The organism is Pseudomonas citronellolis (assembly GCF_029335315.1).
Lineage (GTDB): Bacteria > Pseudomonadota > Gammaproteobacteria > Pseudomonadales > Pseudomonadaceae > Pseudomonas > Pseudomonas citronellolis_A.
The window spans coordinates 1-15,291 of record NZ_JARJLT010000268.1 but is presented as its reverse complement, the minus strand read 5'-3'; the positions used below and the strand labels follow the sequence as shown (position 1 = coordinate 15,291).

At 66.9% G+C, this 15,291-nt stretch carries 14 protein-coding genes; 11 read left to right on the top strand and 3 right to left on the bottom strand.

From position 1 onward, the window contains the following. The first annotated feature begins 47 nt into the window (after positions 1-47). The 8 genes from P3W75_RS20310 to P3W75_RS20275 all read left to right on the top strand — a co-directional run bounded on the left by P3W75_RS20310 (position 48) and on the right by P3W75_RS20275 (position 7,617). Positions 48-401 carry a DUF1428 domain-containing protein gene (locus P3W75_RS20310; protein ID WP_043271751.1) on the top strand — a complete coding sequence of 118 codons (354 nt, stop codon included), beginning with the start codon at positions 48-50 and terminating at the stop codon, positions 399-401. 377 nt (positions 402-778) lie between these two features. Continuing rightward, positions 779-1,774 carry a 1,2-phenylacetyl-CoA epoxidase subunit PaaA gene (gene paaA / locus P3W75_RS20305; RefSeq protein ID WP_276229106.1) on the top strand — a complete coding sequence of 332 codons (996 nt, stop codon included), beginning with the start codon at positions 779-781 and terminating at the stop codon, positions 1,772-1,774. Between the two features lie 17 nt (positions 1,775-1,791). Next, complete coding sequence (gene paaB, locus P3W75_RS20300) at positions 1,792-2,073, top strand: 1,2-phenylacetyl-CoA epoxidase subunit PaaB (protein ID WP_024764426.1); 282 nt, start codon at positions 1,792-1,794, stop codon at positions 2,071-2,073. Between the two features lie 14 nt (positions 2,074-2,087). After that, positions 2,088-2,849 carry a 1,2-phenylacetyl-CoA epoxidase subunit PaaC gene (gene paaC / locus P3W75_RS20295; RefSeq protein ID WP_276229107.1) on the top strand — a complete coding sequence of 254 codons (762 nt, stop codon included), beginning with the start codon at positions 2,088-2,090 and terminating at the stop codon, positions 2,847-2,849. Further along, complete coding sequence (paaD, locus tag P3W75_RS20290; RefSeq protein WP_276229105.1) at positions 2,836-3,369, top strand: 1,2-phenylacetyl-CoA epoxidase subunit PaaD; 534 nt, start codon at positions 2,836-2,838, stop codon at positions 3,367-3,369. The genes paaC and paaD overlap by 14 nt, the downstream gene beginning before the upstream one ends. 168 nt (positions 3,370-3,537) lie before the next feature. After that, the gene (gene paaE, locus P3W75_RS20285) at positions 3,538-4,614 is read left to right on the top strand and encodes a 1,2-phenylacetyl-CoA epoxidase subunit PaaE (protein WP_276229104.1); all 1,077 of its coding nucleotides are present in this window, start codon (positions 3,538-3,540) and stop codon (positions 4,612-4,614) included. A gap of 248 nt (positions 4,615-4,862) precedes the next feature. Further along, positions 4,863-6,914, top strand: coding sequence for a phenylacetic acid degradation bifunctional protein PaaZ (gene paaZ, locus P3W75_RS20280; protein WP_276229103.1), 2,052 nt, complete (start codon positions 4,863-4,865; stop codon positions 6,912-6,914). A 181-nt stretch (positions 6,915-7,095) separates the two neighbouring features. Further along, positions 7,096-7,617 carry a sterol desaturase family protein gene (locus P3W75_RS20275; RefSeq protein WP_276229102.1) on the top strand — a complete coding sequence of 174 codons (522 nt, stop codon included), beginning with the start codon at positions 7,096-7,098 and terminating at the stop codon, positions 7,615-7,617. Between the two features lie 16 nt (positions 7,618-7,633). On the opposite strand, the gene P3W75_RS20270 is transcribed toward P3W75_RS20275, so the two are convergent. Genes P3W75_RS20270 through P3W75_RS20260 form a run of 3 tightly spaced genes read right to left on the bottom strand, consistent with a single transcriptional unit; the run spans position 7,634 to position 11,233 of the window. Beyond that, entirely contained in the window at positions 7,634-8,161 is a 528-nt protein-coding gene (locus tag P3W75_RS20270) for a DUF3304 domain-containing protein (RefSeq protein ID WP_276229101.1), read from the bottom strand. Positions 8,162-8,198: 37 nt separating this feature from the next. After that, the gene (locus P3W75_RS20265) at positions 8,199-10,688 is read right to left on the bottom strand and encodes a T6SS phospholipase effector Tle1-like catalytic domain-containing protein (protein WP_276229100.1); all 2,490 of its coding nucleotides are present in this window, start codon (positions 10,686-10,688) and stop codon (positions 8,199-8,201) included. After that, positions 10,676-11,233 (bottom strand): DUF3304 domain-containing protein, encoded by a 558-nt coding sequence (locus tag P3W75_RS20260; RefSeq protein ID WP_276229099.1) that lies wholly within the window; start codon positions 11,231-11,233, stop codon positions 10,676-10,678. The genes P3W75_RS20265 and P3W75_RS20260 overlap by 13 nt, the downstream gene beginning before the upstream one ends. Before the next feature lie 451 nt (positions 11,234-11,684). Here P3W75_RS20260 and P3W75_RS20255 point away from each other — a divergent pair, with 451 nt between their 5' ends. From P3W75_RS20255 to P3W75_RS20245, 3 genes are all read left to right on the top strand, one after another. Then, positions 11,685-12,998, top strand: coding sequence for an amino acid permease (locus tag P3W75_RS20255; protein WP_276229098.1), 1,314 nt, complete (start codon positions 11,685-11,687; stop codon positions 12,996-12,998). Next, positions 12,991-14,265 (top strand): aspartate aminotransferase family protein, encoded by a 1,275-nt coding sequence (locus P3W75_RS20250; protein WP_276229097.1) that lies wholly within the window; start codon positions 12,991-12,993, stop codon positions 14,263-14,265. Before P3W75_RS20255 ends, P3W75_RS20250 begins: the two co-directional genes overlap by 8 nt. Positions 14,266-14,274: 9 nt before the next feature. After that, a partial coding sequence (locus P3W75_RS20245) for a phosphotransferase enzyme family protein (protein ID WP_276229096.1) occupies positions 14,275-15,291 on the top strand: 1,017 nt, incomplete at its 3' end.

Genomic DNA, 15,291 nt, shown 5'->3' with positions numbered 1-15,291 from the left:
CCCACGGGAGATCCACCTCCCCCTCCAACAGCAAAGGGAGCCCCACCATGAACTACATCGACGGCTTCATCGTCCCCGTCCCCACCGCCAACCGCGAGGCCTACACCGAGCTGGCCCGCAAGGCGGCGGTGGTCTTCAAGGAGTACGGCGCGCTCAGCGTGGTCGAGTGCTGGGGCGACGACGTCCCCGAAGGCAAGGTGACCTCCTTCCCCATGGCCGTGAAACGCAAGGACGACGAGGCCGTGGTGTTCTCCTGGATCACCTGGCCGTCCCGCGAGGTACGCGACGCCGGGATGAAGAAGGTCATGGAGGACCCACGCCTGAAGGACAACTTCCAGTCCATGCCGTTCGACGGCCAGCGCATGATCTTCGGCGGCTTCCAGGTGATCGTCGACGCCTGAGGCGAATGCGGCGCCCGCCCTGGCGAGCGCCGCCATGAGAAACACTGAAATCAAACCACTCACATATTTCCGTATCGCTTTAAACGCCTCCATTCGTCACTCCCGCGCCGCCGCCGCACTCGGCGGCCGGCCGTTCCCGGCCCTCCCCATCACCGCACGAACCTGCAACTTTAACCACATCATAGCGACATAGATCCGCATCTATCGCCGCAGATAACGACATTCACGCCCTCACGCCCCGCGCCGGCTACTCCCAAAGCGATACAAAAAACACATTCGACACACTATTTAGTGTTAGACATTGGATTCTGTATCATTTAAAAATAGCGCCATGGCCAAGGCCTCCCCACAAACAGAACAAGGGCTGGAGACACAGCATGTACGCACAACTGGTCGAGACCGGCGTCAAGCGCATCAAGGCGCTGGACGAGATGTCCCCCGAGGAACGCGCCTTCCAGGAAAAGGTCGACGCCGAGATCAAGATCGAGGCGAAGAACTGGATGCCTGACGCCTACCGGCAGACGCTGATCCGCCAGATCTCCCAGCACGCCCACTCGGAAATCGTCGGCATGCTGCCGGAGGGCAACTGGGTGACCCGCGCGCCGACCCTCAAGCGCAAGCTGCAGCTGATGGCCAAGATCCAGGACGAAGCCGGCCACGGCCTGTACCTGTACAGCGCCATGGAAACCCTCGGCGCCGACCGCGACGAAGAAATCGCCAAGCTGCACTCCGGCCGCGCCAAGTACTCCAGCATCTTCAACTACCCGACGCTGAACTGGGCCGACATGGGCGCGGTGGGCTGGCTGGTGGATGGCGCCGCCATCGTCAACCAGGTGGTGCTCCAGCGCACCTCCTACGGCCCCTACTCCCGCGCGATGATCCGCATCTGCAAGGAAGAGAGCTTCCACCAGCGCCAGGGCTACGAAATCCTCCTGACCATGATGCGCCACGGCACCCAGGCGCAGAAGGACATGGTCCAGGACGCCATCAACCGCCTCTGGTGGCCGGCGCTGATGATGTTCGGCCCGAGCGACGAGCACTCGCCCAACAGCGCCCAGTCGATGGCCTGGAAGATCAAGCGGCAGAGCAACGACGAACTGCGCCAGCGCTTCGTCGACCAGACCGTGCCGCAACTGGAGTTGCTCGGCTGCACCGCGCCGGACCCGCACCTGAAGTGGAACGAAGCACGCGGTCACTACGACTTCGGCGACATCCAGTGGGAAGAATTCTACGAAGTGCTCAAGGGCAACGGCCCGTGCAACGCCGAGCGCGTCGCCACCCGCCGCAACGCCATCGAGAGCGGCGCCTGGGTCCGCGAAGCCGCGGTCGCCCATGCCCGTAAAAAAGAACAACGCAAACGCGACGCCGCCTGAGCCGCGAGGAGAACACCATGAGCGAATGGACCCTTTTTGAAGTCTTCGTGCGCAGCAAGCACGGCCTCAACCACAAGCACGTTGGCAGCGTTCACGCCGCCGACGCCGCGATGGCCATCGAGAACGCCCGCGAACTCTATACCCGCCGCAACGAAGGCGTGAGCCTGTGGGTGGTGCCCTCGGCGCTGATCACCGCTTCCTCGCCCGACGAGAAGGACCCGCTGTTCGACCCGGCGCAGGACAAGGTCTACCGCCACGCCAGCTTCTACGAGCTGCCGCCCGAAGTCGGCCACATGTGAGTGAGACGCGTGCGATGAACCCGAACAACGACAAGATCGAATACCTGCTGCGCCTCGCCGACAGCGCCCTGATCCAGGGCCAGCGCCTGTGCGAATGGTGCGGCCGCGCCCCGGCGCTGGAAGAAGAGCTGGCACTGATGAACGTCGGCCTCGACCTGGTCGGCCAGGCGCGCAACTGGTACGAGTACGCCGTGGAACTGCTGGACGACGGCCGCGACGCCGACCAGCTGGCGTTCCGCCGCGACGAGCGCGCCTTCCGCAACCTGCTGCTGGTCGAGCAGCCCAACGGCGACTTCGCCGTGACCATGACCAAGCAGTTCCTCTACGACGCCTGGCACTTCCACGCGCTGCGCCAGCTGAGCGACTCCAGCGACGCGCGCATCGCCGCCATCGCCGCCAAGGGCCTGAAGGAAGTCACCTACCACCTGCGCCGCTCCGGCGAGTGGGTCGAACGCCTGGGCGACGGCACCGAGGAAAGCCACGCGCGCATGCTCGCGGCGATTCCGCAGGTGTGGCGCTTCACCGTCGAGCTGTGCAACGCCGACGACGTCGAGCAACGCCTGTTCGCCGAAGGCGTGGCGCCGAACCCGGAAGAACTGGCCGCCGCCTGGCGCGCCAAGGTCGCCGACATCTTCGCCAGCGCCACCCTGCCGCTGCCGGAACCGGCGGTGCACTTCTACCTCAGCGGCCGCCGCGGCCTGCACACCGAGCACCTGGGCATCCTCCTGGCCGAGATGCAGTTCCTCCAGCGGGCCTACCCCGATGCGACCTGGTGAGCTGATCGCCAGCGACCGCGGCGCGCGCGCAGGCTCCGCTGACGACCTCAGCCAGGCCTGGAGCGTGCTGGGCCAGGTGATGGACCCGGAAGTGCCGGTGGTCAGCGTGGTCGACCTCGGCATCGTCCGCGGCCTCGACTGGCGCGACGGGCACCTGCGGGTGGTGGTCACCCCCACCTACTCCGGCTGCCCGGCCACCGAGGTCATCGAGCAGGACATCCAGCACGCCCTGGAGCACGCCGGCTTCGCCGCGCCGCACCTGGAACGCCGCCTGGACCCGGCCTGGACCACCGACTGGATCAGCGAAGCCGGCCGCGAGGCGCTGCGCGTCTACGGCATCGCCCCGCCGGAGGGCAGCACCAGCAAGCGCAGCCTGCTCGGCGAGGCGCCGGAAGTGCGCTGCCCGCAGTGCGGCAGCCTGCACACCGAGCAGCTCAGCCAGTTTGGCTCCACCGCCTGCAAGGCGCTGTACCGCTGCATCGATTGCCGCGAGCCTTTCGACTATTTCAAGTGCATCTAGGGAGGACGAAGACAAACTGCTGCGCTCGGCCATGCGTCGTTGGAAACGCCTTCGGAATGCTCATTCACACATGTGAACTGCGCTTCCAAAGCCGCCTCCGCCTAGCCTGACCGTCGCTCGCGACGTTTGTATTCGCCCTCCATGCGGCAAAGCCGCCGGAGAAGAACAATGAGCAAATTCCACAGCCTGACGATCCGCGAAGTGCGCCCGGAAACCCGCGACGCCGTGTCCATCGCCTTCGACATCCCCCAGGACCTGCAGGACAGCTTCCGCTTCGAGCAGGGCCAGCACCTGGTGGTGCGCGCCCAGCTGGACGGCGAGGAAGTGCGTCGCTCCTACTCCATCTGCAGCGGCGTCAACGACGGCGAGCTGCGCGTGGCGATCAAGCGCGTGCCCGGCGGGCGTTTCTCCGCCTACGCCAACGAGGCGCTGAAGGCGGGCGCCAACCTGGAAGTGATGCCGCCGGCCGGCCACTTCAACGTGCCGCTGGATGCGGCGCGCCACGGCAACTACCTGGCGGTGGCCGCCGGCAGCGGCATCACGCCGATCCTGTCGATCGTCAAGACCACCCTGGAAACCGAGCCGCACAGCCGTGTCACCGTGCTCTACGGCAACCGTTCCAGCAACGCCGCGATGTTCCGCGAGCAGCTGGAAGACCTGAAGAACCGCTACCTGCAGCGCCTCAACCTGATCTTCGTGTTCAGCCGCGAGCAGCAGGACGTGGACCTCTACAACGGCCGCATCGACGCCGACAAGTGCGGCCAGCTGTTCAGCCGCTGGCTGGACGTGAAGAACCTCGACGCCGCCTTCATCTGCGGCCCGCAGGCGATGACCGAGACCGTGCGCGACCAGCTCAAGGGCAACGGCATGCCGGCCGAGCGCATCCACTTCGAGCTGTTCGCCGCCGCCGGCAGCGAGAGCAAGCGCGAAGCCCGCCAGGCCGCCGCCGCGACCGACAGCGGGAAGAGCCAGGTCACCGTGATCAGCGATGGTCGCGAGCTGTCCTTCGAGCTGGCGCGCAACAGCGTCAGCGTGCTCGACGCCGGCAACGCCCAGGGCGCCGAGCTGCCTTACTCGTGCAAGGCCGGCGTGTGCTCGACCTGCAAGTGCAAGGTGATCGAAGGCGAGGTGGAGATGGACAGCAACTTCGCCCTGGAAGACTACGAAGTGGCCGCCGGCTACGTGCTGAGCTGCCAGGCCTTCCCGCTGACCGACAAGGTGGTGCTGGACTTCGACCAGCTCTGACCTTCAGCGCTTCGTAGGAGCGAGCTTGCTCGCGAACCCACCCAGCGCCGGCCCTGCCGGCGAATCGCGAGCAAGCTCGCTCCTACAGGTAAGGCATCACGCTGTACCGCCATCGGCCCACAAGGCCCCCGGCGTCCCACTCCGGCGGTTTCGTACCGCCACTGAATAACGCGCCGCCGACGCCCACCCGGCGCGGCGGTCACCGGCCCAGGCCGGCCCCCTTGCGTAGCGATTTGGAGGAATAAGCGATGGCCCAAGAGCCCATCCTGCAGAGTTTCATCGGCGGCCGCTGGATCGGCCAGCATGGCGCCCAGGCGCTGCGTAGCGCCCTCGACGGCCAACTGGTCGCGCGTACCCACGAAGACGCCCTGGACTTCGCCGAAGCCGTGGCCCACGCCCGCCAGCAGGGCCTGGCCGAGCTGATGGCGATGGACTTCCAGCAGCGCGCCCAGCGCCTGAAGGCCCTGGCCCTGTACCTGACCGAGCGCAAGGAGCAGCTCTACGAGATTTCCCGGCACACCGGCGCCACCCGCGCCGACAGCTGGATCGACATCGAGGGCGGCGCCGGCACCCTGTTCGCCTACGCCGGCGTCGGCGGCCGCGAGCTGCCCTCGGGCAACGTGGTCCATGAAGGTCCGGCCATCCCGCTGGGCAAGACCGGCAAGTTCGCCGGCAGCCACATCCTGGTGCCGCGCGGCGGCATCGCCGTGCACATCAACGCCTTCAACTTCCCGATCTGGGGCATGCTGGAGAAGTTCGCGCCGAGCTTCCTCGCCGGCATGCCGTGCATCGTCAAGCCAGCCACCGCCACCAGCTACGTGACCGAAGCCGCCGTGCGCCTGATGCACGAGTCCGGCCTGCTGCCGGCCGGCAGCCTGCAGCTGATCATCGGCGGCACCGGCGACCTGCTCGACCGCCTGCAGGGCCAGGACATCGTCACCTTCACCGGCTCGGCCGACACCGCCGCCAAGCTGCGGGTGAACCCCAACCTGATCCGCAACTCGGTGCCGTTCAACGCCGAGGCCGACTCGCTGAACTGCGCGATCCTGGCCCCGGACGTCACCCCGGACGACGAGGAATTCGACCTCTTCGTCAAGGAAGTGGCCCGCGAGATGACCGCCAAGGCCGGGCAGAAATGCACCGCCATCCGCCGCGCCATCGTCCCCGCCAAGCATATCGACGCCGTGGCCGAGCGCCTGCGCGAGCGCCTGGCCAAGGTCGTGGTCGGCGACCCGGCGGTGGAAGGCGTGAAGATGGGCGCCCTCGCCTCCCACGCCCAGCAGGCCGACGTCGCCGAGCGCGTGGAAGCCCTGCTGCAATCCAGCGACATGCTGTTCGGCGCGAAGGACGGCTTCGCCCCGCGTGGTGACGGCGTGAACGAAGGCGCCTTCTTCGCCCCGACCCTGCTGCGCAGCCGCGACCCGCACGCCGAAGGCGGCGCCCACGACATCGAGGCGTTCGGCCCGGTGAGCACCCTGATGGCCTACGACGACCTCGACGAAGCCATTGCCCTGGCCGCCCGCGGCAAGGGCAGCCTGGTGGCCAGCCTGATCACCCGCGACCCGCAGGTGGCTGCCAAGGTGGTCCCGGCGATGGGCGCGCTGCACGGCCGCCTGCACATCCTCGACCGCGAGTCGGCCGCCGAATCCACCGGCCACGGCTCACCGCTGCCGGTGCTCAAGCACGGCGGCCCGGGCCGCGCCGGCGGCGGCGAAGAGCTGGGCGGCGTGCGCGCGGTCAAGCACTACCTGCAGCGCACCGCGGTACAGGGCTCGCCGACCATGCTGATGGCGGTCACCGGCGAATACGTGCGCGGCGCCCAGGTCTACGAGACCGAAGTGCACCCGTTCCGCCGCTACTTCGACGAGCTGAAGATCGGCGAATCGCTGCTGACCCACCGCCGCACCGTCACCGAGGCCGACCTGGTCAACTTCGGCTGCCTGTCGGGCGACCACTTCTACATGCACTTCGACGAGCTGGCGGCGAAGGACTCGCAGTTCGGCAAGCGCATCGCCCACGGCTACTTCGTGCTCTCGGCGGCCGCCGGCCTGTTCGTCTCCCCCGGCGTCGGCCCGGTGCTGGCCAACTACGGCCTGGACACCCTGCGCTTCATCAACCCGGTGGGCATCGGCGACACCATCCAGGCCCGCCTGACCTGCAAGCGCAAGATCGACCAGGGCAAGAAGAGCCCCAAGGGCGAGCCACAAGGCGTGGTCGCCTGGGACGTGGAAGTCACCAACCAGCTCGGCGAGCTGGTGGCCAGCTACGACATCCTGACCCTGGTGCTCAAGCGCGCCTGATCCGCTTCAACTCCAGTGTCACCCTCGACCGGCCCCAGGGCCGGTCTTTTTTTGCCAGCCATGTTGCAACGACAGGAGATCGTTGAATCCAGACGTTTCCACCTCGCAGCCAGGAACCGTCCCAGAGCTTCCGCCTAGCCGCACCTGCTAGCGTCGGAGGCCTCATAACCGGAGTGTTCCCATGGCTGCATCGAACAAATGGAAGATGACCTCGGCGGCCTACTTCCTCGACTTTTTCACGATCCCCGCCCTCGTACTCATCGCGTTCTGCATCGGGCCTTTCCAGCCAGCCCAGATACTACTGGGGCTGCTTGCCTGGTCACTGGCGGAATACCTGACCCACCGTTTCCTGTTCCACTCCCTGTACCGCAAGGAACACTGGACCCATCACCTGGACGTGCTGGAATACATCGGCGTCTCCAGTTGCAAAACCAGCTCGGTGTACGCCGCGCTCCTGCTCCTGGCCTATGCCAGCGGCCTCACATCCACCTTCGCCGGCGTGGCTATCGGCTACTACCTCTACATCTCCCTGCACTATGTGATGCACCGTCCACGACACTGGGCGTATCGTTTCATTCCCGGCCTGGTAGCGAACCATGACCTGCACCATCGCAAGGGAATCGAGAAGAACTTCGGGGTCTCTTCCCCGCTCTGGGACCTTCTGCTCGGCACCTATGTTTCCCAGGTTCCGGACAAGAACTGAACATCCCTACCCCGCCTCACCTCGCACACGTCTTCGGCTCCGCTAGCTTCAGCGGTTCCTTGATCGGGTAGTCGGGATTGCCGTAGGTGAGGCAGGAGGTCGTGACCTTGATCTGGTCGCAGGGCAGGAAGTGCACCGTGATGCCGCAGGTTTCCTGGCCTCGGTAGTCGGGCACTGGGACGAGTTGGCTGTGTTGGCGTTTTTGGGATTCCATTTTGTCCAACCATGCGTAGTACTTTTCTCGATCGGCAAATCCTGGAAATCCTTTCGAGCCTCCGACCCCCGTCTCCCAATCCACCCTAACAGTCAGTCCCGGCTTCCATTGCGCAGGCACGGCAAAGCAACAAGCCCCCCCCCCACCCTGATAGGGACCAATGATGTCCACCGCGCTCCGGCCGTTCACGCCAAACCGGTTGATGGCCCAGTGGGTATGGTTGATGCCATCGATGGTGCCGCTGCCGGCCTGGGCTGATAGCGGTGCGGCGGCGCAGCCAGCGGCGGTCACGGTGGCGATGAACAGCAAGGAACGACGAAGCGCGGGCATGGCACTGGCTCTCGATGGATGAAGGGTGTGTTCAGACCTAGGCATCGATCTGCTCCTGGGCCTGGGCGAGGAAGGCTTCCCAGCGCGCGTCGATGGCCTGCTGCGCCTGTTGCAGGCGCAGGGCGTTGATGGCGGTGCGTTGCTGGGCCACCCGTTCACCGACATGGGTGGTGGGCGCCTGCAGTTCGGCGGCGTTGGCCAGCATGGGCAGCGGCATGCCATTGCGCAGGTCGATGATGTCGAACTGCGACAGGGCGCCAGCCATGGCCAGCTTGCCGGCCCAGCCCTGCTGCTTTCTGACCAGTGCCACGCCACCGACGATCAACGCCGCGCCGACGATGCCGCCGGCCACGCTGAGCAGCGACAGCTCCTTGTTGCTCTCACTGCCGAAATACACCATGCGCTCGCGGAAATAGCTGTTCCACGGTTCGCGGGTGCCCTTGAGCGCCCAGTGCAGGAACCAGGCGCGCGAATCGTGTACCTGGTCATCGAACAGGGCGCGGACCAGGCCGCTGGGCTGCTCGGCGTTGAGGCTCTCGTCGACCTCGCCGCGCTCGGTTTCGCTGAGGAAGTTCTGCTTGCCCCGGGGCGGCGGGAACAGCAGGCGCACGCGCTCCTGGCCCAGCGTTTTCATGTGCTGGTATTCCACGCGCTCGTCGTCGCCGTTGATCAGGTACACCGCCTGCATCGGAACGCTGTGCAGCACCCACTCCGTCCAACTGCTGGGCTCGCGGCGCACATTGCGGTAGTCGTCGCCGAATTCCCGGGCGGCTTCGCGCAGCTGGGTCTGGTCCATTTCCGGATCGAAGTCGTGGACGCCCGGCTCCTGCGGCGGAGCCTCTTCACTGCGCTGGATGCGGGCTTCGGCCTCGGCGGTGCGGCGCCGCTCTTCTACCTGCTGCTGATCCTCGTCGCGCCTGGCCTTGGAGGCATCGCGAATGGCCTTGGCGCTGTCGCGGTCCGGGGCTTCCTTGTAGAAGGCGCACTGTTTCAGGGTATCGAAGGCGTAGCGGTCGATGCGCCAGGCGGTGATCCAGCCCATCTGGTCGCGCAGCACTTCTTCCAGCGGCGCGCTGCCTTCGACGGGGGTGTAACGGTGAACTTGGTCGGAGGGTAGTGGCTGGGAGGCGTTAGAAAGGCCGAGAGTAAGTTCGCGCCAGGCGTTGAAGCGGGAGACAAGTCCTGGATCAGCAGCAAAACCCATTAGCACACTGTCTTCCATCCCTCGCCAACGCTCTTGCTGTAGCTCTTTTGGCAAGACTGCTATCGGTACCTTAAAAGGAGCACCGTAGACGAAGGCATCGGCGTACATGTCATTAAGCGCAATCTGCGAGAGCAGAAACACATCTCTCAAGGATTCATCTGGGCTAATCGCTTTCCCTTGTACTCCTGGCGTATACCCACCGCCCTGATCCGAGTGCATACCCGGATACACCACCTCCACACAATTACGCGGATACTGGCCATCGCTGCGGCGAATGGAATCCAGCGGGAAGCACAGCCGCTGCTCATGCGCCGCGACGATGTGCAGGCAACGCTTGATCAATTCCGGATGGGTGTCCTCACTGCTCAGTTCCTGGGTGCCGCTGGCCCAGCTCATATGCCCATCGAACTGCGGTACGGCATGGGCCACGCCCACCGACGCCACGGTATCGAGCAGGCCGAGATACTCGATGCTCACCGGCAACTTGAAGTCGCCCACGGCGAGGTAAGGTTCGAGGGTCTGTCCCGGCTCGGGCTGCACCAGCAACTCGGTCAACCACTTGACGAAGGCCCGCGCCGCCGCCGCGCCACGGGAGAAGCCGTAGACATAGAGCTTCAGACCCATGAGCTTGGGATGCCCCGGCGAGGGCTGCTCCAGGGCCAGACGCAACGGCCCGCCGAGCAACCTCAACTGGCGCTCGAACTCGCGACGACGGTTGGCGGCGCCGCCCACATCCACCAGCGTGCCCATGGCCTTGACCGCCTCGCCCACCCGGGTGAGCTTGCCTTGCTGGAGGGAGCGCTTCAGGGCATCGATGATCATCATCAGCCCCCAGTTGATGCGTTCCTCGCCATAGCGCGCCATCGCCAACCCGGGGGTGCTGTAGTCCAGGTCACCCACCTCGGGAAACGGTGTGCCAACACCCGGCATGTAGTACTTGTAGTACTCGCCGGTGCCCACACCATCCGCATCCAGCAAGCTGTCGGCGCCCTTGCTGAGGGTGGTGCCACCGGCGTAGCCAGCTCCGATGCTGGCGCGGAACAGCCGGGCGATGTTGGTGGGGTGCGGGGTGTCTGAGCGGAACAAGTCGTCGTTCAGGTTGTTGCCGGTGCCGTCGAAGAACAGGCTGATGCGCAAGGTCTTGCAGCAAGGCGGCACAACGCGGCGCCCGGCGGCCAGGCACAGGCTGTTGTGGTAAGCGGTTTCCAGATCACGCTGGCACTCCAGGTTGAGGGCCACTAAGTGCGGCTGTTTCGGCAAGCGCCCTTTCACTGGGAACTGTGACGGCAGGGAAACCTTCGCCAGGGACTTCACTTCGGACATGAGGAGGGCTCCGGCAGTTTCAGGGCATCTTTGATCGGGTAGTTGGGGTTGCTGTAGGTCAAGCAGGAGGTGGTGACCTTGAGTTGATCACAAGGCAGGAAATGCACCGTGATGCCACAGGTTTCCTGGCCGGTGTATTCCGGGACTAGGACGACTTTGCTGTGCTGACGCTTCTGGGAACTCACTCTCTTTGCCCATTCCTTGTACTTGGCCCAGTCTTCAAACCCTGGAAAATCGTCTGAGTACGCAGTACCAGTCTCCCAATCCACCCGCACCGTCATCCCCGGCTTCCATTGCGCCGGCACGGAGAAGCAACAAGCTCCGCCACCGCCCTGATAGGGCCCGATGATGTCCACGGCGTTCTGGCCATTCACGCTGAAGCGGTTGATGGCCCAGTGGGTGTGGTTGATGGCATCGATGCTGCCGCTGCCGGCCTGGGCGGGTACCGGCGCGGTCGCGCAGCCGGTGGCGGCCAGACCGGACAGCGCGATGAAGAAACTTCTGTATCGGCTGGCATCGAGGAAAGTGCGGAGTAAGTCGAACATGGCGTTGGGCTCCAAGCGCTCGAGGGAGTGAACGCCAGCGGTTCCGCCACGACATCCTCCCGGCGTCCTGGCACGCACCGAATACCCCGGAGCGAAGACCCACTGGGTTCAAGGAAGGGATGGTTGCAACTCCTGACTGGCGTTGCCTCCGGAACCGTTCCGAGCATTCCGTACGAAGCGTCGGTCTTTCCAGCTCGACCAGAAGCCCCTTCCGCGTCTTTGCGCATTTCTGATATCGCCGCCACCCCGCCCCTTCGTACCTTCTCCCCTGCCCGCCGCGCCTGACGCTCGGGCGCGTGCAGTTCCCATACAACAACAAGAAGGGTTCGCTCCATGTCTTCACGCATCGCTCTGCCGGCCCTGGCCGGTCCTTTCCCTTGCCCGTCGCCTTCCGGCGTTCGCGGCTGACTGCCCTCCGACTCCTCCCACTGACTGGCAAGGGACTCTCACCATGCTCAAACAAGGCGTACTTCGCTGGCCCCAGATCGCCGGGCTCGGCATTTCACTGGTCATCGCCGGGCAATTCTCCGGCTGGAACTACGGGCTGGCCGGCAACGGCTGGGCCAACATGCTCGTCGCCACCCTGCTGATGGCCGTGCTCTGTGGCGGCCTGGCGCTGTGCATCACCGAACTGTCCACCGCGCGGCCGCACGCCGGCGGCGTGTTCGCCTACGCACAGCTGGCCTTCGGACCCTTCGTCGGCTACCTGGTCGGCGCCGCCTGCGCGCTGGCGCTGACCATCGGCACCGGCGCCGCCGCCAACTTCCTCGCCGCCTACATGGAGTCGGTGTTCGGCTTCGGCGGCTGGCCGGTGCGCATCGGCCTGTTCGTGCTGATCATCGGCATCCACATCATCGGTGTCGGCGAAGCCCTGGGCCTGACCCTGCTGGCCGGCGCCGTGGCCGCCATCGCCCTGCTCGCCTTCGGCGGCGCCATGCTGCCGCACGTGCAACTGGCCAACCTGGTGCCCAGCGGCACATTCGCCGACGGCGTGAGCCTGGCCGGGGTGTTCGCCTGCGTGCCCTTCGCCATCTGGATGTTCATCTGCCTGGAGCAGGTAAGCTCCGCCGCCGAAGAGGCCGCCGACCCCGGCCGGCACATGCCGCGCGGCATCCTCGGGGCGGTCGGCACCCTGCTGCTGACCGCGCTGATCGTGGTGATCGCCGCCCCCGGCGCCGCCGGCGTGGAGACCGTCGGCAACGCCGGCGACCCGCTGTACGCCGCCATGACCCACGGCGGGCTCTACGGCGAGCACGACTGGCTGCCGCTGCTGGTCGGCTGCGGCGCGGTCTGCGGCCTGCTGGCGACCTTCTTCTCGGTGGTGTTCTCGGCCTCGCGGCAGCTCTTCGCCCTGGCCCGCGACGGCTACTTCCCGGCGGCGCTGGCGCAGACCAACCGGCGCGGCTCGCCCTACGTGGCCCTGCTGGTGCTGACCGTGATCGGCCTGCCGCTGACCCTGGTGCCGCCGGAGAAGCTGCTGCTGTGCATCGTCCTGCTGCTGGGCAGTTGCCACCTGGTGCTGTTCGCCGCCTACCTGCGCCTGCGCCGCAGCCAGGCGCAGATGGCCCGCCCGTTCCGCCTCCGCGGCGGCCCGCTGGTGGCGAGCCTGGGCATGCTGCTGACCCTCGTGGTGATCGCCGCCTGCTTCCAGCTGGAAGTGGCCATGCTCAGCGCCCTGGCCCTGGTGGTGGTGGCGCTGGTGCTCAACTACCTGCTGCGCGCCGCTCGCGCCGGCAAACCCCTGGAGACTCCCGAACATGTCTGATCCGACCCTGCTGCAACGCCGCTTCCAGGTGCTGGGCGACGCCTCGCCGCTGTTCTACGACGAGCCCCTGGAACTGGTGAAGGGCGAAGGCGTGTGGCTCACCGACGCCGCCGGCAAGCGCTACCTGGACTGCTACAACAACGTGCCCTGCGTCGGCCACTGCCACCCCAAGGTGGTGGCGGCCATGGCCGAGCAGGCGGCGACCCTGAACATCCACACCCGCTACCTCAACGAGCGCGTGGTGCGCTACGCCGAGAACCTCACCGCGACCTTCGCCGAGCCGCTGGACGCGCTGATGTTCACCTGCACCGGCAGCGAGGCCAACGAACTGGCCCTGCGCATGGCGCGCTTCGTCACCGGCAACAGCGGGGTGATCGTCAGCGACTACAACTACCATGGCAACACCACCGGCCTGGCCGCGGTGACCACCGCCCTGCCCAGCTCCGAGCCGTTCTCGCCCCACGCCCGCGCGGTGCCGATCCCCTGCCTGTACCAGGCCGACGGCAGCCCCGAGGCGGTTGCCGAGCGCTACGTGGCCAAGGTCGCCGAGGCCATCGCCTCGCTGCAGGCGGCAGGCGTCGGCCTGTCGGCCATGCTGATCGACACCCTGTTCGCCAACGAGGGCATTCCGCGCCTGCCGGCCGGCTACCTGGAGCGCGTGGCCAGGCTGGTGCGCGACGCCGGCGGCCTGCTGATCGTCGACGAAGTGCAGTCCGGCTTCGCCCGCACCGGCGAGCACATGTGGGGCCACCAGGCGCACCCGCTGGTGCCGGACATCGTCACCCTCGGCAAGCCCATGGGCAACGGCTTCCCCCTGGCCGGGGTGGTCGCGGCCCGCGAGCGGGTCGAGGCCTTCGGCCGCAGCAACATGTACTTCAACACCTTCGGCGGCTCGCCGGTGGCCGCCGCGGTCGGCCAGGCGGTGCTCGACGTGATCGCCGAGGAAGGCCTGCAGGGCAACGCGCTGCGCCAGGGCGCCCGGCTCGACGCCGAGCTGCGGCGCCTGGCCGAGCGCCACCCGATCATCGGCGACGTGCGCGGCAAGGGCCTGTTCTTCGCCGTGGAGCTGGTGCGCGACCACGCCAGCCGCGAGCCGGCCGGCGCCGAGGCGCGGCGCATCGTCAACCAGATGCGCCAGCGCGGCGTGCTGATCAGCAAGATCGGCGGCGCCGACAACATCCTCAAGATCCGCCCGCCGCTGCCCTTCCAGGCCGAACACGGCGAGCTGTTCATCCATACCCTGGACCAGGTCCTGAGCGAACTCTGAGGCGGCCCCATGAACGACTTCTCCCAGCTCGAACACGACCAGCAGGTGGCGCACCTGCGCGACCTGGCGCTGGACGCCCTGCAACTCTGGGACGGCGACTTCGTCGGCCTGGACCTGATCAAGTACCGCGAGAACGCGGTGTTCTGCGCCACCCGCGCCGACGGTACGCGCAGCGCCCTGCGGGTGCACCGCGACGGCTACCACAGCGAAGCGGCGCTGCGCTCGGAGCTGACCTGGATGGAACAGCTGGCCGCCGGCGGCATCGGCGTGCCGAGCATCATCCGCACCCGCGACGGCCAGCACCTGGCCGAGGTGCGCAGCGCGGCCCTGAGCGAGCCGCGCTACGTCGACATGCTCGGCTGGCTCGCCGGCAGCACCCTGGGCTCGGCCGAGCACGGCCTGCAGGCCGAGGGCGACATCGAGGCGCTGTTCCACCAGGCCGGCGCGGTGGCCGCGCGCATCCACCTGCGTTCGGCGCAGTGGCGCCAGCCCAACGAGTTCACCCGCCACGCCTGGGACGAGGAAGGCCTGCTCGGCGCCAAGCCGTTCTGGGGCCGCTTCTGGGAGCTGGACCTGCTCAGCGCCGAGCAGCGCGGGCTGCTCCAGCTGGCCCGCGAGGAGGCGCGCCTGGACCTGCGCCGCTACGGCCGCCACCTGGACAACTTCGGCATGATCCACGCCGACCTGGTGCCGGAGAACCTGCTGCTGGACGGCGGCGAGCTGCAGTTGATCGACTTCGACGACGCCGGCTTCGGCTGGCACATGTTCGAGTTGGCCACCGCGTTGTACTTCTGCCTGGACGACCCGCGCCTGGCGCAGATCGAGGCGGCGCTGCTGGCCGGCTACGACTCGGTGAAGCCGCTGTCCGCCGCCGACCGCGCCAGCCTGCCGCTGTTCCTCGCCCTGCGCGGCACCACCTACCTGGGCTGGGTCCATACCCGGCGCAACAGCCAGACCGCGCGGGACCTGGCGCCGATGCTGATCGAACGCGCCTGCCTGCTCGCGCGGGACTACCTGGCGCGGCGC

Coding starts and splice junctions, on each gene's coding strand:
- P3W75_RS20275 (WP_276229102.1), top strand. CDS start 7,096: ATGGCTGCATCGAACAAATGGAAGATGACCTCGGCGGCCTACTTCCTC.
- paaD (WP_276229105.1), top strand. CDS start 2,836: ATGCGACCTGGTGAGCTGATCGCCAGCGACCGCGGCGCGCGCGCAGGC.
- paaA (WP_276229106.1), top strand. CDS start 779: ATGTACGCACAACTGGTCGAGACCGGCGTCAAGCGCATCAAGGCGCTG.
- paaZ (WP_276229103.1), top strand. CDS start 4,863: ATGGCCCAAGAGCCCATCCTGCAGAGTTTCATCGGCGGCCGCTGGATC.
- P3W75_RS20310 (WP_043271751.1), top strand. CDS start 48: ATGAACTACATCGACGGCTTCATCGTCCCCGTCCCCACCGCCAACCGC.
- P3W75_RS20265 (WP_276229100.1), bottom strand. CDS start 10,688: ATGTCCGAAGTGAAGTCCCTGGCGAAGGTTTCCCTGCCGTCACAGTTC.
- paaE (WP_276229104.1), top strand. CDS start 3,538: ATGAGCAAATTCCACAGCCTGACGATCCGCGAAGTGCGCCCGGAAACC.
- P3W75_RS20260 (WP_276229099.1), bottom strand. CDS start 11,233: ATGTTCGACTTACTCCGCACTTTCCTCGATGCCAGCCGATACAGAAGT.
- P3W75_RS20270 (WP_276229101.1), bottom strand. CDS start 8,161: ATGCCCGCGCTTCGTCGTTCCTTGCTGTTCATCGCCACCGTGACCGCC.
- P3W75_RS20250 (WP_276229097.1), top strand. CDS start 12,991: ATGTCTGATCCGACCCTGCTGCAACGCCGCTTCCAGGTGCTGGGCGAC.
- P3W75_RS20255 (WP_276229098.1), top strand. CDS start 11,685: ATGCTCAAACAAGGCGTACTTCGCTGGCCCCAGATCGCCGGGCTCGGC.
- paaB (WP_024764426.1), top strand. CDS start 1,792: ATGAGCGAATGGACCCTTTTTGAAGTCTTCGTGCGCAGCAAGCACGGC.
- paaC (WP_276229107.1), top strand. CDS start 2,088: ATGAACCCGAACAACGACAAGATCGAATACCTGCTGCGCCTCGCCGAC.